Genomic DNA, 20,430 nt, shown 5'->3' with positions numbered 1-20,430 from the left:
CACCACGTAAACGGAGAACACCATGACCAGCACAACCCAAAGCTCCTACACTCAAACCCTTGGTTACACCGACGACGGCCGTGCCCTGACCTTCACGGTCGGCGCCCAGGACATCGCCACGTACACCTATCTGCCTGTAGATGAGCAGTACGAGAGCCCCCGACCCTTCTTCCACCCACTGAAGACACTGGAAGGCGATGAAGTTACCATCTCCAGGCCGTGGGACCACGTCTGGCACAAAGGCCTGTCCTGGGCGCTGCCGAACGTGGGAGAGCGCAACTTCTGGGGCGGTGCCACCTACACCCGGGACACCGGCTACGCGAACCTGGACAATAACGGTGCCATGAACCACCAGGCATTTACGTCCATTGAAGACTCCGGCGAAGGCATCACCGCTGCGGAAACACTGCTCTGGAGTGCGCAACCCTCCGGCGCCGGGCAGAATGGTCAGCCGCTCATCGTCGAGAAGCGCCGGTTCGGCATTCAGCTCCTTCCCACCCTCAATGCGTGGGCACTCCTCTTCGAAACAGAGATGAGCAACGTCTCCGGCGCCGAGATCGGCATCGGGAGCCCCACAACAGAGGGTCGCGACAACGCAGGTTACGGCGGGCTGTTCTGGCGCGGGCCGCGCTCATTCACAGGCGGGGAATTCCGCTCCGAAGCAGGGACCGGTGCTGACGAATTCATGGGCACGCGCTCAGAGTGGATCGCTTTCACCGGTCAGCACGACGTCACATGCCGGAAGTCCAGCATCCTGTTCGTCGAGGACCAAGCCAACCCTGGTGCCTCCAACCAGTGGTTCGCCCGCTCCTCCATGTTCGCCTGCCTCGGGTCGGCTCCATTCTTCAGCGAAGTAGTCCCGCTCACGGAGGCCGAACCGCTCACGTACCGGTACGCCGTCGTGATTGCCGACGGCGACCTGGAAGGCGGGCAAGCTGCCGCGCTCGCGGTCGCCGCCAAGGCAGCACTGGAGGGCTGGGCCTGACATGTGCAACACATTTCCGGGGGCCACCGCCGTATCCGAAGTCAGTATCTATGACTGGCCAGGGGCGGATGGCGGAGCCGGCGGCTCACCGCACGTGCACACCGCCTCTACGGAGGCATATGTGGTGCAGCAGGGGACTGGTCGCTTGGAAACCTTGGACTCGCGAGGGTTCACCTCCACGCCGTTGGCCCCCGGAACGGTGGTCTGGTTCACTCCGGGTACCGTCCACCGTGCCATCAACGACTCGGGCGATTTGAGGGTGCTGATTGTCATGCAGAACGCCGGCCTTCCGGAGAACGGCGACGCGGTGATGACCTTTCCGCCCGAGCACCTGGTGGACGTTGACGCTTACGCGCGTGTTGCGTTCCTTCCGTCCCGGGATGCCGACGGCGGTGACGCGGCGGCGGAGGCGGCCGCGCGCCGTCGTCGGGACCTGGCTTTGGAAGGTTATCTGGCCCTGAAGGCGGCCGTGCAGGAGTCGGGGGTCGGGGCGCTGGCGGAATTTCATGCCGCGGCCGCGAGGTTGGTGAGCGGCAAGACCGGAAACTGGCGAGACTACTTGGTTGGGGGCGCTGCGCGGCAGGCGGAGCTGACGGGGCGGCAGTTGGAGTCTCTCGAGTCCATGGAAAGTTTCTACTTGCAGGATGCGAGGACTACGATGGGCGAACGGAAAACCCGCAGGATCTATGGCATGTGCGGCCGGATCCAGGCGTGGGAACTTTCCGAAACAGACATCGCCGCGGGGTGATCCCGGGCTGGAAAGGTGGGGACCCATGGTGACCAAGCAGGACTCTGGACGGGCCACGATCAGCGAGATCGCCCGTGAGGCCGGAGTCTCGGTGCCCACCGTATCCAAGGTTCTCAACGGCCATGCCCATGTTGCCGCAGCCACACGTGCCAGGGTCGAAGAGATCATCGCCAAGCGTGACTATGCGCGGCGGCCGGCCAAACGGAGCAAGAAGGCCGGGCTCGTGGATCTTGTGTTCCCAGGCATGGGCTCCGAATGGGCCTGCGAGATTATCGAAGGCGTAGAGCGCGTGGCGCAGGAAGCCGGCTACGGCACCGTCGTCAGCAGCCTGTCCCTGGACGGTTCCAGGATCCGTCCTTGGCTGGCGAACCTCGCTGAGCGGAAGTCCGACGGCGTGCTGCTTGCAGTTTTCGGTCTGGACCAGAAGCAGATTCAGCGCATCAAATCCTTGGGTATCCCCGTCATTCTGATCGATCCTGTGGGGCAACCCGGGCCGGACCTCATGACCGTGGGTGCCGCCAACTGGGACGGCGCTTTCTCTGCCACCGAGTATCTGCTGAAGTTGGGCCACACCCGGATCGGAATGATCGGGGGCCGCGAGGACCTCCAATGCAGCGGCGCCCGTGAGGACGGCTACGTGGCAGCGCTGCGGCGGGGTGGTATTGAGCTGGATCATTCCCTGATGGTGCCGGGCGATTTCTCCACCGAGTCCGGTTCCCATGGGACGGAAGCGTTGCTGGCTCTTTCCAACCGGCCCACCGCGATCTTTACCGGCAACGATGCCCAGGCGCTCGGTGCTTACCGGGCTGCACGCTCAGCAGGCCTTCGCATTCCCGATGATCTTTCCATCATCGGCTTTGACGACATCCCCGCCGCTGAATGGATAGAACCCGGCCTCACCACCATCCGCCAGCCCGTGGTGCAGATGGCCGAAACTGCCATGCGCGCGCTCCTCCGCCACCTCGAAGGAGATGAGGAGCTGCCGCAGCGGATCGAGCTGGGGACTGAGTTGGTGGTGAGGGGCTCGACGGCGGCGCCGGCTAAAGACTGAGGGCGTCGATGGATTGCAGGAACAATGGGATGAGTGGGTCGTTGTTTCCGCGCAGCCACGCGGTTCCAACGCTCCACACTGAGGACTCGAGGTCGATGGGCACCAATTGCACGCCTTCCGGAAGGGTGGCGGAGGTGCTGGCGGGAACCACGGCGGAGCCGGCTCCGGCTGCAACGAGCGCCAGCACAGTGAGAAGGTCCGAGGTCTCATAGAGGACGCCTGGCCGTGCGCGCAGATCCGAGAAGAGATTGCTGGTTTGGGCAGTGAGTCCTGGGCCGCGCGCCGGATCAAGGCGAATGAGAGGACGACCATCGATGAACCGATGCAGCGCATCCCGGGTCGATAGGGGAGCCGACTCACTCTTGGGAATCGCAAGGGCCAGACGATCGCGGCGCATCATCCGGGTGGCAATGTCCGGTGGGGCAGGCAGCCGAACAAATCCGATACTGAGCGTCCCGTTGCGCAGTGCCTCGAACTGCGCTGTGGATGACATGTCGTCCAATCCGATGTCGATGGCCGGATGTTCGGTCCTGAAGGCGGCCACAGCACGCGGAGCCACGTCGATCGCGGACATGCCGAATCCCACCTTCAACGCACCCTCAGCCCCCGCCGCGATACGTTCCATGCGCTGTGCGAGCCCGTCGGCGCGGCGCACGAGGTCGACCGCATCGGCAAGCAGCGCCTCTCCGGCACGGGTGAGTGCTGCCCCGTGCCGACCCCGGGTGAACAGCTGGCTTCCGGCCTGACGCTCCAGGAGCTGAATCTGTTTGGTGAGGTTGGATTGCGTGGTGGAAAGCGCCTTGGCCGCCAGCCCGAAGTTCCCGGTTTCGGCGACAGCAACGAAGGAGCGAATCAGCCGTAGTTCCATTCTGGGGATCCTAGTTTCATTCCCGAAGGGAATCAAAAGTCCTTAAAGTTTCATTAGACGGAATGCTAGGTGGCGGCGAGCATGGGAGGTGTCCCAACCAAGGAGAAACCAATGATCACCGCCCCCACCCTTCGCGCTTCGGTTGTCCAGTTCGAAGCCGCCCCGGATCGCCCGGACCTCAATCTAAGGACCATTCGCCGGCTGGCCATCAAGGCGGCGAGGGACGGCGCCCGGATTGTTGCGTTCCCGGAAATGTGCCTGATCGGTTACTGGCATCTACGCAAGCAGACCCCGGAACGCTTGTATGAATTAGCACAGTCCGAGGACGGTGAACACGTCCAAACCATCAGGAAGCTTGCCGCAGACCTCGAACTGGGGATCGGTATCGGGTTCCTGGAAGTACAGGCCGACGGGAGGCTTTTCAATTCCTACTCCGTCTGCCTCCCGGACGGGACCGTTCACACCCACCGGAAACTCCACGCCTTCGAGCACGAGGCCATCAGTAGCGGCTCGGAGTTCACAGTGTTCGATACACCTTGGGGTGTCAAAGCAGGGATTCTGATTTGTTGGGACAACAACCTGGTGGAGAATGTGCGTGCCACGGCCCTCCTCGGGGCAACGGTGCTTATCGCTCCCCACCAGACGGGCGGGACCAACTCGGCCAGTCCCCGGGGCATGAAGCCTGTCCCTGCAGAGCTATGGGACAACCGTGCAGCGGATCCCGCGGCCATCGAGGACGCGTTCCGGGGGGTCAACGGCCGTGGGTGGCTTATGCGGTGGCTGCCTGCCCGTGCCCACGACAACGGCATGTTCATCCTTTTCAGCAACGGTGTGGGCCGCGACGACGACGAGATCCGGACGGGGAATGCGATGATCATCGATCCCTACGGAACGATCGTGGCCGAGACCTGGGTGGCGGACGAAGCCGTGGTAACGGCAGATCTGGACTTTGATCTCGTGCCACTTTCAACCGGGCGCAGATGGATTCGTGGCCGCAGGCCAGAGCTGTACGGCATCCTCGGCCGCCAGCAGGGAAACGAGCTCGACGCTCGTGCAGCGCGCTTCTCCAAGGACCCTGTGGACGTCTGAACGGACGTTCCCTCGTGGCCAGCGGCTAGCGGGCCCGACTCAGGGTGAGGGGGCAAACCATCAGGGGGCGTTTCACCATAGCCGCAGGTCAACGACGTCTTGCGCCGCACTTTGTACCGTCGATCGTTGGGCGATAAGGTATTGCCAGACCGTTTTGCAGAGGGCGGCCCTTTTCGCTCCTTTGCTGTCTGCTGGGGACGCATTTCAGTCAGTAGGAACGTGCATGGTCAACCCCCTCCCCGAGCATGAAGCTCTCCAGAACGGATACTTTTTGGATCTCGTCCTGGGAAGCGAGGACGTTGAGGCTTTTCTCAGCGACCTCGCGGCTTTCTCAGCCGAGAGCCTCTCTCACCCGGAGAGCCCGGTATACAGCGGCATCACAGTGTTACGTCGCAAGAAGTCGGCAACTGCCGCAAGCAGTGACGAGCGCGCCCGCGTCATGGATCAGCTCCAAAGCACCTTCGAAGGCCCCTGCCTCACGGCCATGGACAAGCTCACCCCCGTACTGGTCCCGGACCTCCTGAGCGACCAGCGTTGGCCGGCCTATATCCAGGCTGCCTCCGACCAAGGGCTTCGCTCCATCCTGAGCGTTCCGCTCCTGGTCGAGGGCGATACGCGCGCTGCCCTGAACCTGTACTCCGAGAAACCGGATGCGTTCCAAGCCGAGGACATGGAGCGGGCCGAGGTCTTCGCCTCCCACGCCTCCAAGTCGCTGCGTCTCGCCTTGAAAATCGCACAACTCAGCGATGCCCGGAACGACCTGGCAACGGCGATGCAGTCGCGCACCGTCATCGACCTCGCGGTCGGGGCGATCATGGCGCAAAACCATTGCAGCCAGGAGGAAGCTTTCACTATCCTGCGGACGGCCTCCAGCAACCGGAACATCAAGCTGCGGCATCTGGCCAAGTCCATCATCGCGGCTGTGTCTTCGGGGAAGATCACGACGCACTTCGAGGAGTGAGTACATTCTGCTGGATCATCGTCGCCCGCACATCGGTGCACCCGCGGAATTCCGGGATTGGGTGCCGGTGCCACGCCGGATGATCCAGCAAAATTTGCCTGAACCAGTAAGTCCGCCCACCGAACCCGTTTCGTAACCCGAGGCAACCATGGAGCAGACTGGGTTGGGTGACCGCCAAGAAACCCCGTCCCGGGCTCGCGATTGCTGCGCTGAGCCTCGGAACTGCACTGAACCCGCTGAACTCGTCCATGATCGCTGTGGCACTGGTGGTCCTTCGGGAGCATTTTGAGCTCGACGTCGCAACAGTCACCTGGGTGATCACCTCGTTCTATCTGGCGTCCGCGGCAGGGCAACCCCTCATGGGCAGGCTGGCTGACCGCTTCGGGCCCCGGCGGCTGTTCATGTTCGGCATGGCCTTGGTCGCTGTTACTTGTGCGATCGCACCGTTCCTGCCCAACTTTGCGCTGGTTTGCGTGGCCCGCGCGCTCATGGCTGTAGGGACCGCGACGGCGTACCCGTCCGCCGTCGTGATGGTCACCGAACTAAGCCGGCTGGCGAACTTGCCGTCCACCCGGCCGCTGGGCCGGATCCAGATGGCCAACACCTCGGCCGCTGCTGTGGGTCCCGTGGTGGGCGGCCTGTTGGTGAGCCTGGTGGGGTGGCAGGCGCTGTTCGCGATCAACGTGCCCATTGCGTTGCTCGCGTTGTTTGTTGTCCGGCAAACTGCACCTGCCGATTCCGGGAGGGAGACCGGTTCGCTGGGAACGCTGATACGGGATTCCGACATCCCCGGCATCCTCGCGTTCGTCACCTCCCTCATGCTCGCCATGATGGCGCTGCTCAACGTGATGCCGGGCTACCGCTGGTACCTTCTGGGAGCGGCTACCGTGATTGGCGCACTTTTTGCCTGGCGCGAGCTGCGGTTCAGGCCGCCGTTCCTGGACCTCCGGCTGCTGGGCCGCAACCGCCCGCTGTTGCTGGTCTATGTGCTGTTCATTGTTTTCAGCGGCGTGTATTACTTTGCGTTCTTCGGCCTGCCGCAGCTGCTGCAGGAAGCGGGCCATTACGACGCCGGTGTTGTAGGCCTGCTGATGCTTCCCCTTGCGGCGTTGTCGGTTGTGGTGACGCCGCTGACGGTACGGTTCATTGAGCGGTTCGGTGTGCGTTCGGTGCTGATCGCCGGCGTCGGGATCCTGACGCTCGCGGCAGGAACACTTGGCGTCCTGACGACGACGTTGTGGGCTCCGGTGGTGTTCGTGCTGACTGCCTTGATGGGTGTTCCGTATGGTGTGGTCAGTACGGCGTCGAACCAAGGCCTGTATGTTTCGGCCCGTCCCGAGGAGAGGGGTGTGGCGGCTGGCATCTTCCAGACCTGCCGCTACCTTGGCGCGATCACCGCAACCGTGCTGATCGGGGTGCTGTACGGTCCGGGTGTGAACCAGGCGAACTGGGGCATCATGGTCCTGGTGATGCTCGGACTGAGTGCCGTGGTGCTGGTGCTCGCGGTGATGTGGCGGAAACCGGCGGCCGTTTAGCGGATCGGTTGGGTCCGATTCGATGGTCCGCTGCGCATTCGACGTTGCCCGTCATCGAATGTGCAGGTGAACATCGAAACGGGACCCTGGCAGTGGTGCCAGAGTCCCGTTTTTCATGCTGAACCGAGGGCTGTGCTTAGCGGTTGAGGAACGCCTCGTGCTGGCGGTGGGCTTCTGCCACCTGTTCGCGGATCTTCTCCACGTCCTTGGCCTTGTTCCGATATTTCAGGGGCATCTGGACGATCTGGGCTTCCTCCGCGGTCAATGCCCGGTAGATACGCTCGCGCTCATTGGCGTCGGCGGTGTAGTCGAGGTCCAAGTAGTCCACGGCGTGGCGGCGGGCGTTGTTGATGGCAGTTTGGGCCTTGCCTGCCGGGCTAATCAGTGAGAGCACCACGGTGATGACCAGGACGCCGATGATGACGCTCAGCGAGAGGCCGGTGGTGATTTCGATGACGTTGACGTGTTCACCGCCATTGATGAACGGCAGGTTGTTCTCGTGCAGCGCGTGGAGAATCAGCTTGACGCCGATGAACGCGAGGATGGCCGCCAGGCCGTAGGAGAGGTAGATGAGGCGGTCCAGTAGTCCGTCGATCAGGAAGTAGAGCTGGCGCAGGCCCATCAGCGAGAACGCCGTCGCCGTGAACACGATGAAGACGTTCTGCGTCAGGCCGAAGATGGCGGGGATGGAGTCGAGGGCGAAGAGGATGTCCGTGCCGCCGATGGCCACCATCACCAGGAGCATGGGAGTCAGGGCACGCTTGCCGTTGACCATGGTGAAGAGCTTGTCGCCGTCGTATTTATCCGTGGTGTGGAAGAGCTTTTTGGCGAGCCGGATGATGAAGTTGTTCGCTTGGTCGTCGCCGTGGTCGCCGGGTTTGAGGAGGTTTCCGGCCGTAAGGAGCAGGATGAGGCCAAAGATGTAGAAGACCCAGGCGAACGAGTTGATGAGCGCGGCGCCGAGGAAAATGAAGCCGGTGCGGGCGATCAGTGAGAACACGATGCCGAACAACAGGACCTTCTGCTGGTCTTCACGCGGCACCCGGAAGCTCGCCATGATGATCAGGAAGACGAACAGGTTGTCGACCGATAGGGCCTTCTCCGTAATGTATCCGGCGAAGTACTCCGAACCCATCTGTGCTCCGCCAAAGACCAGTACCAGGATGCCGAAGACGACGGCCAGGCCTACGTAGATGGACGACCAGATGGCTGCTTCCTTCAGGGAAGGAACGTGGGCCTTGCGGATGTGGAAGAAGTAGTCAAAGGCCAAGAGCGCCAGAATGACGACGATGGTGATGCCCCAGATGAGGGGAGAGACGGTCATATGATCCTGCTTTCGTGAGGCGCGCGAGTGGTGTTGCTCACCGAGGGTCAAACTCGTGGAATCAAATTTACCGGGTCTGATGGGGCTGGTGGTAACGGGAGGGCAGTGGAAAGTACTTGACAGAGTGGAAAGTACTTTCTTAGAGTTGCTCTATCAAGTAAACGCATCTTTGGGGGAACCATGAACGACACCACAGGCGGCCCTTCCACTGCAGAAGCACGCGAGCTCCTTGCCAAGGCAGAGGCCATCAGTGCCACCTCAACCAACGCAGCGGCCTGGCCGGTTGCCGTCACGTTTACCAGCCTCGCGATCATTGGATCGCTGCTCATGATCGGTATGCACATCGTGCTCGTGACAGGTTACGGCGCAGCCCTGTTAGCCATTTCGGTGGGTGCCTGGGCTGCCATCACAGCCTCCGTCTGGCCCATGTTCCAGCGGTCCACCAAGGCTGGCTACACCAGGCGCTTCCTCACGTCCTTGTTTGCGTACTTTGCCCTTTACGTAGTTGCGCTCGTGGTGGGCGCCTCGTTCTTCCGGGACGGCAACCTGTGGTTCTACCTCCCGGCGGCCATTGCTCTCGGTGCAGTGGGCCTGGCAGCGGCTTTCCGCGAGTTGCGCGCATGACCACTCCCGCAGAACACCCGCGCCACAAGCTCAACGAACTGGTCCATTCACCCGTCCGGTTCTCCATCATGGCTGCGCTCGCCGGCGCGGAATCGATGGACTTCAAGGACATCCGCGATGCCATCCAGGTGAGCGATTCCGTCTTGAGCAAGCAACTGGCCATCCTGGAGAAGGCCGAGTACGTGAAGATCAAGAAGAGCTTCGCGGGGAAAATGCCGCGGACGTCGGCCAGCCTCTCGGCCACTGGGCGTGAAGTGTGGGCAGCGCACCTGCAGACGCTGCGGGAGATTGCGGGCGGGTGATCTCTCCCGTATGTGAAGTACGACGGCGGAACGCGCCTTGAGTGCCAGAGGTCCGGACATGCGGGGGTTGCTGCAGGCTTTTCATGTCACAGCGCGGCGCATCGCCTATCTCGTTTGGATTTGGGTCCACTCGTCTTGGTTTGCCGGCCGGTGCCAGTACTGCCGGGGCTGTTGGGATTCGCGGGCGACGTCCGTGAGCCAAAGGGTGCTGCCCGGGTCCCAGCCCGCAATGACAGTTGCCGTGTCCTGGTCGACAGCAAGCGCGCGTCCTGCCGCGTTCAAGTACCCGGTGACCGTGAGATGCACGGCGTCCCATTCCGCGGCCGCAAGCTCCCAGTCAGGGATGACCCAGCGACCGTGCCGAGCTGTTGTACGGAACCAGTCGTGGCGGCGGGACGCTGAAACTTCCAAGGGGAACGCCCGGCACAAAGCAGTCCAGTCCTCCGCGGTGTGGATATCCAGGATCCGGCCAGTTCCACTCACGGGAATTGTCGTGGCATCCTCCCAGCCGAGGGAATCCTCCACGAGGCTGAGGCCTTCGGGGATGCGCGGCACGGTCTGCACGAGTCCGTGCGCGATGGACCACCATTCTCCACTGAAGTTGGCTTGCGGGTCTTTGGGTCGTTCCCACGCTGCGCGGGCTTCTTCGGCACGTTCCTTGCGGGCCCATTCGGCCAGGGTCTGTTGTGGATTCCGGGGGAGTGGTGCGGGGTCGCTTGCCGGCCGCCAGTCGATGGCCCATTGGCTCGGTTGGAAGCCTTGGTGCCACCAATGAGTGGCGTCGGACGCCAGCAAACCCGCAGCCACATGTGCCAACGCGGCGGTCACGGCGTCGGTGCCGGCGAGTACGTCCTCGCCGTCGGGAGGCTGCCAGTATCGGGCCGTGTCCACGCTGCGTTGGAGGGAGTACTGCACCAAGGCGGAACTGACGGCTCCCACGTCCAGCGAGGCGATGCCGGCGGCGACATCGGCTACCGTCGGGATGGCTGGAACAGGTTCCAGTTCATGTCCCGGAGAGCCGCTGAGCCTGAGCATGACCCGGGAGCTGCCAGCCCCCGGATCGAGGTTGTATCCAAGCTCGAGTGCGGCTCGCCGGATGAAGGGGTCGGCCTCTATTGCGAGCTCAAGGCAAAGGCGCCTCCCGCGCGGGCCACGGAGCAGGAACTCAGCATCGGGCAGCATCCGCCCATCCTGCCATACCCGGTATTCCATCGAGGCGCACCAGTCTCGCTGTCAATACTCCGGAACTTCCGCTCGCTCGCCGTCCGCTGTGACCGCTAGCTGACGCTGCACAAGACTTGGTCGAGTTTGCTACCCCGTCCGTAAACCCCAGCTTGCGATGCTGCCCCCGGGGCAAGAAACGAGCAACAATCCTTGGGACCCATTAATCGTCCAAGCCTCGTAGTTTTTATCCGCAGGGACATCCATGGCGCTCCCGTCGGCGAAGTCCACATGAAGGGCGCCGCGGTTGTCGGCCAGGCCCGCCACGATTGATGACCGGGTGATCGAGAGAGCTGGACCCAGAAGGGCAGGTTTTCCGTTGGGGTCAAGCTGGTGGATGTTCCCGGCAGCAGATTTGAAGATGAAGTCCGACTCGATCCTGAGGATCATGCCGCCGTCTGTGCAGATGGTGAATGCATGGTCGACCCGGCATTGGACTATCAGGTCTGGCCCCGGAGTAACCGGCCACGACCAAAGCACGTGGTCGTCCACTGGGATATCGCTCATGTTTGCATCCACATCTGATCTTCCGGTCCCAATGCGTCGACGAAACTGGTCAGCACACTCATTCCGTCAGGCTCCGCGCCCCACCCGTCCTCGAACGCATCAAAGGAGTCATCGAGAACCACAAGATCCTGCACCATGGGGTGTCCCTCATGACCAATGGTCCTGTGGACCCATCTGGTGAGTTCCCGTATCTGCAGGTTTCCAGCAAGGACCTGGCTTGCGTAGTGGTGGGTGGCAGCAAGTTGAGCTTCTTCCCGGGTCATGGATCCCGTTGCCATGCCAAGCGAGCTGAGGGCATCAACTATCAGCGTTCCGAGCTGGAAGACGTTGATGTCAGGTGATGCTCCAGCAAGTTCGCGGAGAGATTCGTTGTCATAACCTTCGACCAGCGCATTTGTGGCTGCCGAGATGGCTGGAGTTGCAGCATCCTGCCTGAGGATCCACAAAGCTCTGGCCGTAAGGAGTTCGCCCAATGCTGCGCTATACACTAAAGCGTCTGCCGCCGGAGGCTGTTACCCGACTGGGCAAGCCGAGGCTTTGCGTAAAGCCAAGCGAGTAGCCCGAGCAGCGGAACAGCAAATAAAAGCAGTACCCATAGGATCCGGGTTGTTTGGTTCAGACGGACTTCCCCGAGCACGTCGAAGACTGCCCAAATGATCGAGCCCATAACAAAGGCCGCTGACGCCGCCGCCAACAGCACCAAGGCCCACTGCCAAACTTCCACGTTGTCCCCTCGGCCAGATTTCCGTCAATATAGCACCCTGAAACCGCTCCGCGGCCGGGTGCCAGAACATTTCGGCCGCCGCCGTTGTGCTCTGGCCGAAAGCACGACGGCGACGATCGCCGGCCGCTGCAACCGCTAGCTGACGCTCACCAACACCTGCTCGATACGCGCAAGCAGGCCCGGCCAGCCGTTGCCCATGCCCTCGATGGCCTGCCGTCCCATGGGTGAGTCCAGGTTGAAGCCGGCGTGTTCGAAGTGAAGTGTTGTCCTGGCGTCGACCGTTTCCAGCGTCCAGGTGATGGTCGTATCCAAGCTGCCTTCGGCGAAGACAAAAGTTATGGAATCGCCGGGCTCGACGGCGGTGACTTCGCACTGCTGCTGGCCCCAGGCGCCCATGTCCATGGTGAAGCGGTGTCCGACCACGGGTGCGATATCGCCAGGCGCCCACCAGCGGGCGAGCAGTTCCGGCGTCGTGAGGGCGGCCCACACGGCTTCTTTGGGGTGGGGGAAGGTGCGCTCGAGGCGGATCGTGTTTTCAGTCATGGGTGTTCTCCTCATCCAGAAGACCGGCCAGGGCATCGAGCCTCTGGTTCCAGTAATGCTCGTAGTGCTGCAGCCAACCGCTGACTTCACGCAGTCCTTGCGGCTGGAGGTGGTAAATCCTGTGCCTGCCTTGCCGTTCCTCGCGGATCAGGCCTGCCTCCTTGAGGACGGCCAGGTGTTCCGACGCCGATGAGCGGCTGAGCTCCAGTCGACCCGTCAGCTCGCCCGCGGTCAGGGGACCGGCGAGGAGGATGTCGAGGATGGTCCGCCGCGAAGGGTTCGCGAGGGCGCCGAAGACGTCGGAGGGCACGGGTTTATGATATGTCGGAAATTTCCGAAATGAAAAGTTAGTCGTCTTACGCTGTGACATTCGGGTTGTTTCGTAGACTCACAGTTCAAGGAAGATTTCGCCAGTTCGGGGGGAAGACCTGTGAAGAACGCACCGAGCCCATTGCAAGTAGTGATGTTCTTTGCCTTGGCGATCATCTTTGCGATGTGGCCACCGCTGGTCTGGTGGCGGGCCGCGGGAGCCGTGCTCATGCTGGGATTCGGGTGCTACGGAGTTTATGTCCTGCGGAAAGCCAAGCGGAATGCTGCACCCCGGGAGGCCGGCGAGTCTGAGTGATCCGGTAGTGATGGACTGGATGCCACCTCTATGTCTGCGTAGATTTCGTGGGATACTGCATCCCTGGTGGCAGGCTCTCCCCAATGCCCGCTACGAAGCCGAAGTCTATTCCGACGTCGTCCGGTTTTGACTCGCGCTCCAGCTTCCGTACCTCGCTGGGCGTGAAGTAGCTTTTCGCGATTCCGCTTTCCGTTTCGAACGTGAAGGATCCAAAGATTGTTGGGTCGGAGCGGTGCCTTAGCAGCAGTGTTGTGTCTGTGCCATTTATCTCCACGGCCGCCGGATGGTAGCTGTCCATGCTCCGGCCCCATATGGGGAAGGAGAGTGGGAAGGCCAACTGAACGGACTCAGGAAAGGCGCGGGGGACGCGCTCTATGGAGAGGGAATGCTGGGCTGCGCCGTCAACCTGAACAGTCATGGTGTGAGGGTCAAAGCTCTGGGTGGTTCCGTCCAATAGCCGCGTCGCGGACCATATGAAGCCTCTTGGAAGCACTGAGATGGCGTACCGCTCAGTGTGCCCACCAGCTTGGCATAGTGAGATTGCATCGTAGGAAGTGCCGTCACCACCCACCATGGCCTTGCCGATTGCGATCGCCAGCTGCTCAGAGGAAGTGTCCACGCCTCATCCTTGCATGGGTGAGGCTGGCTGCTTAGGCGGGGCCGCCGTCGTTGTTTGCCAGGAGGAACTTCCGCAGGAGGTTCGCCAGCTGTTCGCGTTCGGTCTTGGAGAGGCCGTCGAGCATCTTCTGCTGATTCTCCACGTGGTGCTCCACCACCTCGTCAACCAGGGCTAGTCCCTCGGGGGTAAGACTGACCAGCAGCTGACGGCGGTTCCCGGGGTTGGTTTCGCGGTGGATCAGGCCGCGGTTCACCAGGCGGTCGACGCGGTTGGTCATGGCTGCGGAGCCGATCATGGTCAGGCTGGCGAGCTGCCCGGGAGTGAGTGGCGCCTCGGCTGCCGACCGCCGAAGGGTTGCCAGGACGTCGAACTCCCAAGGCTCCAGCCCGAACTGGTTCATGAATCTCTGCACATCGAGTGACGCCAAACGGTTCGCCCTTGCGAGTCGGCCCAAAATGCCCATGGAGCTGACATCCAGATCGGGGCGCTCCCGGTTCCATTGCTCAAGAATCGTGTCCACTGCGTCGCGGTCCATTGCCCTCCCATGCTTGACCTCAAACAGTACAACACCTACATTGTCATACATCAAATAGTTCGACATCGAAATGTATGGAAGTGAACAATGGCTCGGATGTCTCCCCGCGACCTCTTCATCACCGCGCTCGCGCCGATTGTCTGGGGTTCCACCTATCTGGTGACAACTCAATTCCTTCCCGCCGACAGGCCGCTCCTTGCCGCAACCGTGCGGGCCCTGCCTGCCGGAATCGTGCTGATGCTCGTCACCCGGACATGGCCGCGGGGAACGTGGTGGTTCAAAGCAGCGGCACTGGGCGCACTGAACATCGGGCTGTTCTTCTTCCTGCTGTTCTTCACCGCATACCAGTTGCCGGGTGGGTTGGCGGCGTTGGTTGGGTCGATCCAGCCCCTGTTCGTGCTCTTCCTGGGTGCGTTGCTGCTGGGGGAGAGGATCCGTCTCGCGCACATCGTGGCGTGCGCCGTGGGAGCTGCCGGGGTCGGTTTGTTGGTTCTGCGTTCCGACGCGTCGCTGACGGTCATTGGTGTGCTTGCCGGGATGGCGGGTGCGCTGAGCATGGCGGCCGGCATTGTCCTGACGAAACGTTGGGGAAGGCCCGACGGCGTGGGGCTGCTTGGGTTTACCGGCCTTCAGTTGGCGATGGGTGGGGTCATGCTCCTGCCGGTGACGCTGGTGGTTGAAGGACTGCCGACGTCGGTTACCTTGCCTAACGTTGCGGGCTTTGCCTACCTCAGCGTCATTGGTGCCTTGGTGGCCTACGCGGTGTGGTTCCGGGGGATCCAGCGGCTGCCGACGATGGTGGTCTCGTTCCTGGGCTTCCTGAGCCCGCTGGTTGCGACCGTGCTGGGGTTCGTGTTCCTGGGGGAGGCGTTGTCGGGCTGGCAGATTGTGGGCGCGGTGTTGGTGCTGGGGTCGGTGTATTTGGTGCAGCGGGCTGGGGCGGCGGCGGGTCAGCCCGTGCCGGCGAAGGTGAAAGTGCTTAGCTGACGGGGGTGGAGTTCTGATGCTTGTCCCGCAGGGGTGGCGGGAGGACGATCAATTTAGCCCTAGCGCTGGAATGCGCTCGCGGTGTTGTGTCGTCGCGGCCCCGAGCCGTATCCAGGAGGCAGTGCTCATCGGCTGGACGTAAGCCGGACTGGCGCTGGCCCCGAGGTCTTACTTCGCGTTCAAGTTGGTGCGTTGATGAACCGCCATGGCTGGCTCGTTCGACTGACTGCAGGGTTGGTCGCGTCGATGCTGGCCGGATCGGTGCTTGCCGGGTGCACATCACCGGGCCCGTCGCCGTCGCCGTCTCCATCGCCTTCGGACTCGCCGTCGCCGTCGTTCAGCGACGCTGAGGCCATCAGCTCGCTGGAGTACGCGATGCAGACCTTCATGGACCAAGACGCTGTGGCTGTCCTCGCCCAGCTGCGGTGGCCGGGTGGTGAATGGTCGAAGGCTTACGGAGTGCGAGATCTGGACACGAGGCAACCGGCCCGGCCGCAGGATCGAGTCCCCGTTTCAAGCGTTACCAAGACCATGACGGCGGTTTCTGTGTTGAAACTCGTTGAGGACGGACTGATCGCTCTTGATGATCCCGTCAACGGGCTTTTGGAGAGCTTTGGGGTTGGTCTCAAACCTCCCGTCCCGATCACGCTGAGGCAAGTGCTCTCCCAGACGTCGGGAATGCCAGATTACCGAGACGTGATGATCCGGAGCTTGGAGGACTTTGTGTCTGCTTCCTTTCAGGGGCTGACCACTCCGCAGGCTCTTCGGCTCGCCGGTACGTTGCCTTGGGAAGCGCGAACTGTCGGGCTATTCCATTACTCCGACTCGAACAACCTGGCATTGAGACTGATCCTGGAAAAGTTCCGTGGCAAGTCATACCCTCAGATTCTTCGCGACGACATCATCAGCCCGCTCGGGCTGACCCATACGACTATCGACGAGGACGCGCCGGACGCCCCTGACCTGATCAAGGGCTACGTCAGCGTCCGAGGCAAGCGCGTCACCGGTGGCCCGGTCCTGGAACAGCTGGGTTCCCCGCTGCCAGTCGTGGTCTCGACCATGGCCGACGTCAATGACTTTATGGCTGCCCTGTTTGGTGGTCGGGTCTTGTCCGCCAATTCGTTGACGGAGATGAAGAAGGTGGTGATCGGACCCTTTGCGTTGGGGCTGGTCAAGTGGTCCCCGGACTGCGGCGGCGCACCGCGCTTCTTCACGAAAGGCGGTTTCCTCGACTTCCGGACCGTCGCGCTCAGTTCCGACGATGGGCGATACCAAGCGTCAATGGCCGTGTCTCCTGCTCCGGAGCCGTCGTTGCGGGCGGGTGAGGACTTGGTGGACGAACGCGATCTGATGAGCAGTCAGATGCTGTCGGCTCTGATGGAGGTGCAGGATCGGTTGTGTGGGTAGGGGGATGGCCCTCGGGGTGGCTACGGCGATTTCACGACTGGATAGGGCGGGACTCTGGTGGTGCCGTTGACGAATGGACTGACGTGGGCGGCTTTGCTTCCTCTAGTTACTGTTATTTGCCCCTCCACGGGCCACGACGGTGGTCCACTGGCCGTTGTGCGGCTTGTTTCTACCGGCACGGGTATTCGCGACTAGCACCGGTATTCCGCCGGCCTTCAGACTTAGGCTATTTGGACGAATTTCGTCGCTCACGCAAGACGGAGCGCTGGTTTTCAGCCAAGCACTCTTCGCACATGTTGGGCAATTAGAGCGGGGTCAAGGACCACCTCTCCTTCCTATATCCTGGCAGCATGAAGCGCGCCTTTCCCGAATCGCCGGTGGTTCCCGGCCGACACCTGAGCACGCGTGAAGCAGCGGAAAGGATCGGCGTCAATCAGTCGACAATTATCGACTGGGTGCAAAGCGGCAAGTTTGCCCGCGTCTACCTCGAGTTGGGACCGGGCGCCCATGGTGCTTTCAAGATTCCCGAGATCGAAGTGGACGACGCTGTGGCCACGAGGTCGGGCTCCTGGGATTCAAGGGTTCGACGGGAGGCGCAGGCATGGCTGGCTGTCCGGACCAATGACGGTGCAGATGCAATTCACTATCTAGACCTCGAGGATTTTCGAGTCGGCGATACTCGGGTGCCGTTGAAAAGCCGACAGCGTGGCATCTGGAAGCCGAAGTCTCTTGATGCTGCTTTGTCCATCACCACGACATTTAGACGGGCTGGGCAGGAACGGCCATACGAAGACGAAGTGGGTTCCGACGGCTTGCTCCGCTACAAATGGCAGGGTGACGAAGCGAACGCAGCTGACAACCGGGCACTACGCAGTGCCATGGAGAACGGGCTTCCGCTTATTTGGTTCTTCGGCGTAGCCCCAGGCTTGTACCAGCCAGTCTTTCCGGTTTACTTACTGGCTGAGGAGCGCGGAGAACAGCAATTCGTTGTTGATATTGATCCCCAACGCGTAGCGTTAGACGGGGCGGGAGATGTTGAGGACACGCGAGACTTGGAAATCGTTAAAAGATATGGGACACGCCTCGCACGCACAAGACTTCATCAGCGTCTGTTTAGATCCACTGTCATCAATGCTTACGACACACGGTGCACCGTCTGCAATCTAAAGCACAAGCAGCTTCTGGATGCAGCGCACATCATCCCCGATGCCCATATGGAAGGCATCCCAGCTGTATCTAACGGGATGGCTATGTGTAAGATTCACCACGCAGCTTTTGATGCTGGAATTATGGGTATTCGACCAGATCTAATAGTTGAAATACGAAGTGATATTCTCGCGGAGGTCGACGGGCCCATGCTGAAGCACGGGCTGCAAGAACGTCATGACCAAAGGCTTATGAGTGTTCCGACACGAAGGGCTGATCGACCAAGCGCAAGCGCCCTCGAGCATGCGTATGAGCGTTTTCGGGGTGCGTGATTCGCTGCGCGGAGCACTTTGTCAAATACGACAGTGTTGTGTAGGGAGACCGTGCAAAACTACGTGACGACTGTATTACCGTGAGTTTCGCCTAAGGAATTGGATCAGAATAACAATGAGCCAGAAGCCGCCCGTGAGGAGTGTTAAGACCACATCAAGTATGAGCCTACCGGTACCGTAACGCTTCTTGCTCAAAGTGCTCTCCCATTCATAGGTCCAAATATCTATGAGAAGTCTAGTCGGACTCTTGCTCAGAGATACTACTGAGCCGCGATTCGATACGTGCAAACTAAATATCGAGGTGATTCGGTCCGAATCAGCCTGCCGCTGGAACGAGACACAGATCGGCTGGGCTTAAGTCGGCCGAGTGGCAGGATTCTGGATCGGCGGTCACAGAGTCTTGCCCACGGTCAGGGCGCTAAAAAAATCCGTTGAGCCTCCCGTGCCAAAGCCGCAGGAAGCGGGCGGGAATGGACTACAACAAGCTCCAGATTGGCCCTAGTCAAGGAAGTATAGAGTCTCCCATCTGACCCAGAGTTGGCGCGGAATATGGAAGGCTCGACGGCTACAACGGCGTCAAATTCCAAGCCTCTTGCCTCTTCCGGGGTCAGGAACGAGTAGGTCCGATCCGCGTCGTCCGCCCAAGTCCACTTATCCTTGGGCATCCAACCCAACAGCCTGGCCTCCCGGACCACCGCGTCAATGTTTGGCGTTATAACAGCCAACGTTCCATCGGGTCGAATTGTGGCCAACCGCTGACACTGTTCCAATGTGATGGACTCGACAGTTCGCCGGATCGCGGCGGCGTTGATAATTCTTGGTGGAATACCACGGCCCAGAGGCGAAGCCTTGCGGAAACCAACCGACTTCGGGAGGAGTGCTGCGGCAAAGTCTGCGATCGCTTGGGATGTGCGATATCCGGTGTTGATAGTGCTCTCGTCCCACCGAGTAGCGGGGATACGACTTGTGATGTCCGACCATGTCTTGACTTGTAGTGAGTGACGCTGCTGCATGTCACCGACCAACGTCCAGTTGCCGGCGTTCATTTCTTCCAGTATTCGCCACTCGAAGAGGCTCAGATCCTGGGCCTCATCTACCACCACGTGTTCGAAGACTTCGCCTGGCTCCAAGAGGACCTGCATATAGGCAAGAAGGGGCCACATCAAGGGGTCTTTTCGGGCGCTCTTGAAGGTAGCGGGAAGGTCACCCGCCCAAGCACGGAATTTCGCCGAACGTCCTTCCAAGTGCATGGTTGTCACGAAGCCGTCGTAGAAAACACCGAGCGCTTCGAGTCCCTTCATATCACTCCGGCGCGACCTTAGGGCTGCAGCCCTAACAACTTCGTCAGCTCCTTCCGGAACCCTCACGGAATCTACAGGGCGAGGCCGGTAAGCATCGGGCTCAAACCCCAGAACTTCAAGGATCAGTCCGTGGACGGAGCTCACCACGATCCTTCGCTTATTGATTCCCAAATCTGTCGAAGCGGTAGATACATGTGCCTCCCACGCAGGAGTAGGTCCGAGAAGCAAAATCTGCCCGAGGGACTCCTCGCGATCCTCGTGTACCATCCAGGCTGCGCGGTGGGTGGCGATGATCGTCTTTCCCGTGCCGGCATGTCCTTGGATTACAAGTGACTTTTCCGTCGTGCGGGTAACTAGGTCGTACTGTTCCGGTTGCAGCGTCGCCAGAACAGATGAGAGCCCCAGGGACCGAGGTGCTGATAAAGATTCCCGGAGAAGGTCTTCCATGGTTGTCGCTGCCGTAACTGCTGTAGCGCTGGGTTCTAAGGGTTCAGCCGAAGGCATCCGTTCCGGTTGTGTACGCGGGGTGCCTGCCCTGGCTTTAACACCCGCCAGCCAGCGTGAGCGACCTTCTGATTTTGCTGGAGGAGGTCTTTCAGATTCGCTGCTCTGAGGAAATGCTTGCCGTTCGGGCCGACCAACCCAGATATCGGCGTAATTAGTAAGCCTCCGTACCTTCTGAACAAAACGGCGCTGAACCCGAACATTTTTCGTCTGCCACGTCTTGAGATGCCGGAAGAAGATTTCGGCCGCGGGGGCCGTCCAGCTGATGACAAAAAGGTCACCCTGATCCATGTGCATGGGTCCGATGTAGTAATTCTCGACTTTCCCGGGTTCGTCTCCCTCTATGGAAATGCGACCGGTTAGGGGACTGAAATCAGTCCTCTTTCGCTGGCGGAGACCGGCAACACGAGGCTTTTCCTGCTTTCCCACCAGTTCGAGGTAGTGGTCGTTCATGGCATTCTCGTACGCGAGGATCTGCTGCTTGTCGTCCAC

24 protein-coding genes are annotated in these 20,430 nt (G+C 61.1%); 12 read left to right on the top strand and 12 right to left on the bottom strand.

What is annotated here, in order from left to right; genetic code table 11:
- Window positions 1-22: 22 nt before the first annotated feature.
- From AB4Y81_RS10120 to AB4Y81_RS10110, 3 genes are read left to right on the top strand one after another with little or no spacing between them, the layout of a single operon-like run.
- A complete protein-coding gene (locus AB4Y81_RS10120) occupies window positions 23-985 on the top strand; it encodes a PmoA family protein (RefSeq protein ID WP_441995762.1) in 963 nt (320 codons plus the stop codon).
- A 1-nt stretch (window position 986) separates the two neighbouring features.
- Window positions 987-1,733: a cupin domain-containing protein gene (locus AB4Y81_RS10115; RefSeq protein WP_441995761.1), complete on the top strand. Its 747-nt coding sequence runs from the start codon at window positions 987-989 to the stop codon at window positions 1,731-1,733.
- 25 nt (window positions 1,734-1,758) lie between these two features.
- Window positions 1,759-2,784: a LacI family DNA-binding transcriptional regulator gene (locus AB4Y81_RS10110; RefSeq protein WP_441995760.1), complete on the top strand. Its 1,026-nt coding sequence runs from the start codon at window positions 1,759-1,761 to the stop codon at window positions 2,782-2,784.
- On the opposite strand, the gene AB4Y81_RS10105 is transcribed toward AB4Y81_RS10110, so the two are convergent.
- Window positions 2,774-3,652: a LysR family transcriptional regulator gene (locus tag AB4Y81_RS10105; RefSeq protein ID WP_441995759.1), complete on the bottom strand. Its 879-nt coding sequence runs from the start codon at window positions 3,650-3,652 to the stop codon at window positions 2,774-2,776. The genes AB4Y81_RS10110 and AB4Y81_RS10105 overlap by 11 nt on opposite strands.
- Before the next feature lie 111 nt (window positions 3,653-3,763).
- On the opposite strand from AB4Y81_RS10105, the gene AB4Y81_RS10100 reads away from it, so the two are divergent.
- From AB4Y81_RS10100 to AB4Y81_RS10090, 3 genes are all read left to right on the top strand, one after another.
- A complete protein-coding gene (locus tag AB4Y81_RS10100; RefSeq protein WP_441995758.1) occupies window positions 3,764-4,741 on the top strand; it encodes a nitrilase family protein in 978 nt (325 codons plus the stop codon).
- Window positions 4,742-4,964: 223 nt separating this feature from the next.
- Complete coding sequence (locus tag AB4Y81_RS10095; protein WP_039240170.1) at window positions 4,965-5,702, top strand: ANTAR domain-containing response regulator; 738 nt, start codon at window positions 4,965-4,967, stop codon at window positions 5,700-5,702.
- A 167-nt stretch (window positions 5,703-5,869) separates the two neighbouring features.
- Complete coding sequence (locus AB4Y81_RS10090) at window positions 5,870-7,237, top strand: MFS transporter (RefSeq protein WP_441995757.1); 1,368 nt, start codon at window positions 5,870-5,872, stop codon at window positions 7,235-7,237.
- Between the two features lie 136 nt (window positions 7,238-7,373).
- On the opposite strand, the gene AB4Y81_RS10085 is transcribed toward AB4Y81_RS10090, so the two are convergent.
- Entirely contained in the window at window positions 7,374-8,561 is a 1,188-nt protein-coding gene (locus AB4Y81_RS10085; RefSeq protein ID WP_018777168.1) for a TerC/Alx family metal homeostasis membrane protein, read from the bottom strand.
- A gap of 180 nt (window positions 8,562-8,741) precedes the next feature.
- On the opposite strand from AB4Y81_RS10085, the gene AB4Y81_RS10080 reads away from it, so the two are divergent.
- A complete protein-coding gene (locus AB4Y81_RS10080) occupies window positions 8,742-9,185 on the top strand; it encodes a hypothetical protein (RefSeq protein WP_441995756.1) in 444 nt (147 codons plus the stop codon).
- Window positions 9,182-9,487, top strand: a complete 306-nt coding sequence (locus tag AB4Y81_RS10075) for a winged helix-turn-helix domain-containing protein (protein ID WP_189075963.1) — start codon at window positions 9,182-9,184, stop codon at window positions 9,485-9,487. The genes AB4Y81_RS10080 and AB4Y81_RS10075 overlap by 4 nt, the downstream gene beginning before the upstream one ends.
- A gap of 105 nt (window positions 9,488-9,592) precedes the next feature.
- Here AB4Y81_RS10075 and AB4Y81_RS10070 read toward each other — a convergent pair whose 3' ends face one another.
- The 6 genes from AB4Y81_RS10070 to AB4Y81_RS10045 form a co-directional block, all read right to left on the bottom strand.
- Window positions 9,593-10,669 (bottom strand): hypothetical protein, encoded by a 1,077-nt coding sequence (locus AB4Y81_RS10070; RefSeq protein ID WP_441995755.1) that lies wholly within the window; start codon window positions 10,667-10,669, stop codon window positions 9,593-9,595.
- A 129-nt stretch (window positions 10,670-10,798) separates the two neighbouring features.
- Window positions 10,799-11,215 (bottom strand): DUF6188 family protein, encoded by a 417-nt coding sequence (locus AB4Y81_RS10065; protein WP_441995754.1) that lies wholly within the window; start codon window positions 11,213-11,215, stop codon window positions 10,799-10,801.
- The gene (locus AB4Y81_RS10060) at window positions 11,212-11,688 is read right to left on the bottom strand and encodes a hypothetical protein (RefSeq protein ID WP_441995753.1); all 477 of its coding nucleotides are present in this window, start codon (window positions 11,686-11,688) and stop codon (window positions 11,212-11,214) included. Before AB4Y81_RS10060 ends, AB4Y81_RS10065 begins: the two co-directional genes overlap by 4 nt.
- 14 nt (window positions 11,689-11,702) lie before the next feature.
- Window positions 11,703-11,882: a PLD nuclease N-terminal domain-containing protein gene (locus AB4Y81_RS10055; protein WP_416429304.1), complete on the bottom strand. Its 180-nt coding sequence runs from the start codon at window positions 11,880-11,882 to the stop codon at window positions 11,703-11,705.
- Window positions 11,883-12,074: 192 nt separating this feature from the next.
- Window positions 12,075-12,482 carry an SRPBCC family protein gene (locus AB4Y81_RS10050; protein ID WP_441995752.1) on the bottom strand — a complete coding sequence of 136 codons (408 nt, stop codon included), beginning with the start codon at window positions 12,480-12,482 and terminating at the stop codon, window positions 12,075-12,077.
- The gene (locus tag AB4Y81_RS10045) at window positions 12,475-12,792 is read right to left on the bottom strand and encodes an ArsR/SmtB family transcription factor (protein ID WP_441995751.1); all 318 of its coding nucleotides are present in this window, start codon (window positions 12,790-12,792) and stop codon (window positions 12,475-12,477) included. Before AB4Y81_RS10045 ends, AB4Y81_RS10050 begins: the two co-directional genes overlap by 8 nt.
- A 120-nt stretch (window positions 12,793-12,912) precedes the next feature.
- Between AB4Y81_RS10045 and AB4Y81_RS10040 the strand changes: the two genes are divergently transcribed.
- Window positions 12,913-13,107, top strand: coding sequence for a hypothetical protein (locus AB4Y81_RS10040; RefSeq protein ID WP_189075959.1), 195 nt, complete (start codon window positions 12,913-12,915; stop codon window positions 13,105-13,107).
- Between the two features lie 28 nt (window positions 13,108-13,135).
- Here the strand turns inward: AB4Y81_RS10040 and AB4Y81_RS10035 are convergent, their stop codons facing one another.
- On the bottom strand, window positions 13,136-13,726 hold the full coding sequence (locus AB4Y81_RS10035) for a hypothetical protein (RefSeq protein WP_441995750.1): 591 nt from the start codon (window positions 13,724-13,726) through the stop codon (window positions 13,136-13,138).
- A gap of 31 nt (window positions 13,727-13,757) precedes the next feature.
- Entirely contained in the window at window positions 13,758-14,261 is a 504-nt protein-coding gene (locus tag AB4Y81_RS10030; protein ID WP_441995749.1) for a MarR family winged helix-turn-helix transcriptional regulator, read from the bottom strand.
- A 96-nt stretch (window positions 14,262-14,357) separates the two neighbouring features.
- On the opposite strand from AB4Y81_RS10030, the gene AB4Y81_RS10025 reads away from it, so the two are divergent.
- Window positions 14,358-15,248, top strand: a complete 891-nt coding sequence (locus AB4Y81_RS10025; RefSeq protein ID WP_441995748.1) for an EamA family transporter — start codon at window positions 14,358-14,360, stop codon at window positions 15,246-15,248.
- Between the two features lie 179 nt (window positions 15,249-15,427).
- Here AB4Y81_RS10025 and AB4Y81_RS10020 read toward each other — a convergent pair whose 3' ends face one another.
- Window positions 15,428-15,637, bottom strand: a complete 210-nt coding sequence (locus AB4Y81_RS10020) for a hypothetical protein (protein ID WP_179128330.1) — start codon at window positions 15,635-15,637, stop codon at window positions 15,428-15,430.
- Here AB4Y81_RS10020 and AB4Y81_RS10015 point away from each other — a divergent pair.
- Window positions 15,624-16,655 carry a serine hydrolase domain-containing protein gene (locus AB4Y81_RS10015; RefSeq protein WP_441995747.1) on the top strand — a complete coding sequence of 344 codons (1,032 nt, stop codon included), beginning with the start codon at window positions 15,624-15,626 and terminating at the stop codon, window positions 16,653-16,655. The two genes, AB4Y81_RS10020 and AB4Y81_RS10015, sit on opposite strands and share 14 nt — an antisense overlap.
- Before the next feature lie 350 nt (window positions 16,656-17,005).
- Entirely contained in the window at window positions 17,006-18,133 is a 1,128-nt protein-coding gene (locus AB4Y81_RS10010) for an HNH endonuclease (RefSeq protein WP_441995746.1), read from the top strand.
- Window positions 18,134-18,543: 410 nt separating this feature from the next.
- On the opposite strand, the gene AB4Y81_RS10005 is transcribed toward AB4Y81_RS10010, so the two are convergent.
- Window positions 18,544-20,430 (bottom strand): AAA family ATPase, encoded by a 1,887-nt coding sequence (locus AB4Y81_RS10005; protein WP_441995745.1) that lies wholly within the window; start codon window positions 20,428-20,430, stop codon window positions 18,544-18,546.

The sequence above is a fragment of the Paenarthrobacter sp. TAF1 genome, from assembly GCF_052113825.1.
Taxonomy (GTDB): Bacteria; Actinomycetota; Actinomycetes; order Actinomycetales; family Micrococcaceae; genus Arthrobacter; species Arthrobacter nicotinovorans.
Note: the sequence above shows the minus strand (reverse complement) of the source record. Positions and strands in the feature narration are given on the sequence as shown.

Coding starts and splice junctions, on each gene's coding strand:
- AB4Y81_RS10120 (WP_441995762.1), top strand. CDS start 23: ATGACCAGCACAACCCAAAGCTCCTACACTCAAACCCTTGGTTACACC.
- AB4Y81_RS10065 (WP_441995754.1), bottom strand. CDS start 11,215: ATGAGCGATATCCCAGTGGACGACCACGTGCTTTGGTCGTGGCCGGTT.
- AB4Y81_RS10025 (WP_441995748.1), top strand. CDS start 14,358: ATGTCTCCCCGCGACCTCTTCATCACCGCGCTCGCGCCGATTGTCTGG.
- AB4Y81_RS10055 (WP_416429304.1), bottom strand. CDS start 11,882: ATGGGCTCGATCATTTGGGCAGTCTTCGACGTGCTCGGGGAAGTCCGT.
- AB4Y81_RS10085 (WP_018777168.1), bottom strand. CDS start 8,561: ATGACCGTCTCTCCCCTCATCTGGGGCATCACCATCGTCGTCATTCTG.
- AB4Y81_RS10115 (WP_441995761.1), top strand. CDS start 987: ATGTGCAACACATTTCCGGGGGCCACCGCCGTATCCGAAGTCAGTATC.
- AB4Y81_RS10020 (WP_179128330.1), bottom strand. CDS start 15,637: ATGAAGGTCTGCATCGCGTACTCCAGCGAGCTGATGGCCTCAGCGTCG.
- AB4Y81_RS10050 (WP_441995752.1), bottom strand. CDS start 12,482: ATGACTGAAAACACGATCCGCCTCGAGCGCACCTTCCCCCACCCCAAA.
- AB4Y81_RS10075 (WP_189075963.1), top strand. CDS start 9,182: ATGACCACTCCCGCAGAACACCCGCGCCACAAGCTCAACGAACTGGTC.
- AB4Y81_RS10010 (WP_441995746.1), top strand. CDS start 17,006: ATGAAGCGCGCCTTTCCCGAATCGCCGGTGGTTCCCGGCCGACACCTG.
- AB4Y81_RS10080 (WP_441995756.1), top strand. CDS start 8,742: ATGAACGACACCACAGGCGGCCCTTCCACTGCAGAAGCACGCGAGCTC.
- AB4Y81_RS10105 (WP_441995759.1), bottom strand. CDS start 3,652: ATGGAACTACGGCTGATTCGCTCCTTCGTTGCTGTCGCCGAAACCGGG.
- AB4Y81_RS10030 (WP_441995749.1), bottom strand. CDS start 14,261: ATGGACCGCGACGCAGTGGACACGATTCTTGAGCAATGGAACCGGGAG.
- AB4Y81_RS10110 (WP_441995760.1), top strand. CDS start 1,759: ATGGTGACCAAGCAGGACTCTGGACGGGCCACGATCAGCGAGATCGCC.
- AB4Y81_RS10100 (WP_441995758.1), top strand. CDS start 3,764: ATGATCACCGCCCCCACCCTTCGCGCTTCGGTTGTCCAGTTCGAAGCC.
- AB4Y81_RS10015 (WP_441995747.1), top strand. CDS start 15,624: ATGCAGACCTTCATGGACCAAGACGCTGTGGCTGTCCTCGCCCAGCTG.
- AB4Y81_RS10095 (WP_039240170.1), top strand. CDS start 4,965: ATGGTCAACCCCCTCCCCGAGCATGAAGCTCTCCAGAACGGATACTTT.
- AB4Y81_RS10070 (WP_441995755.1), bottom strand. CDS start 10,669: ATGCTGCCCGATGCTGAGTTCCTGCTCCGTGGCCCGCGCGGGAGGCGC.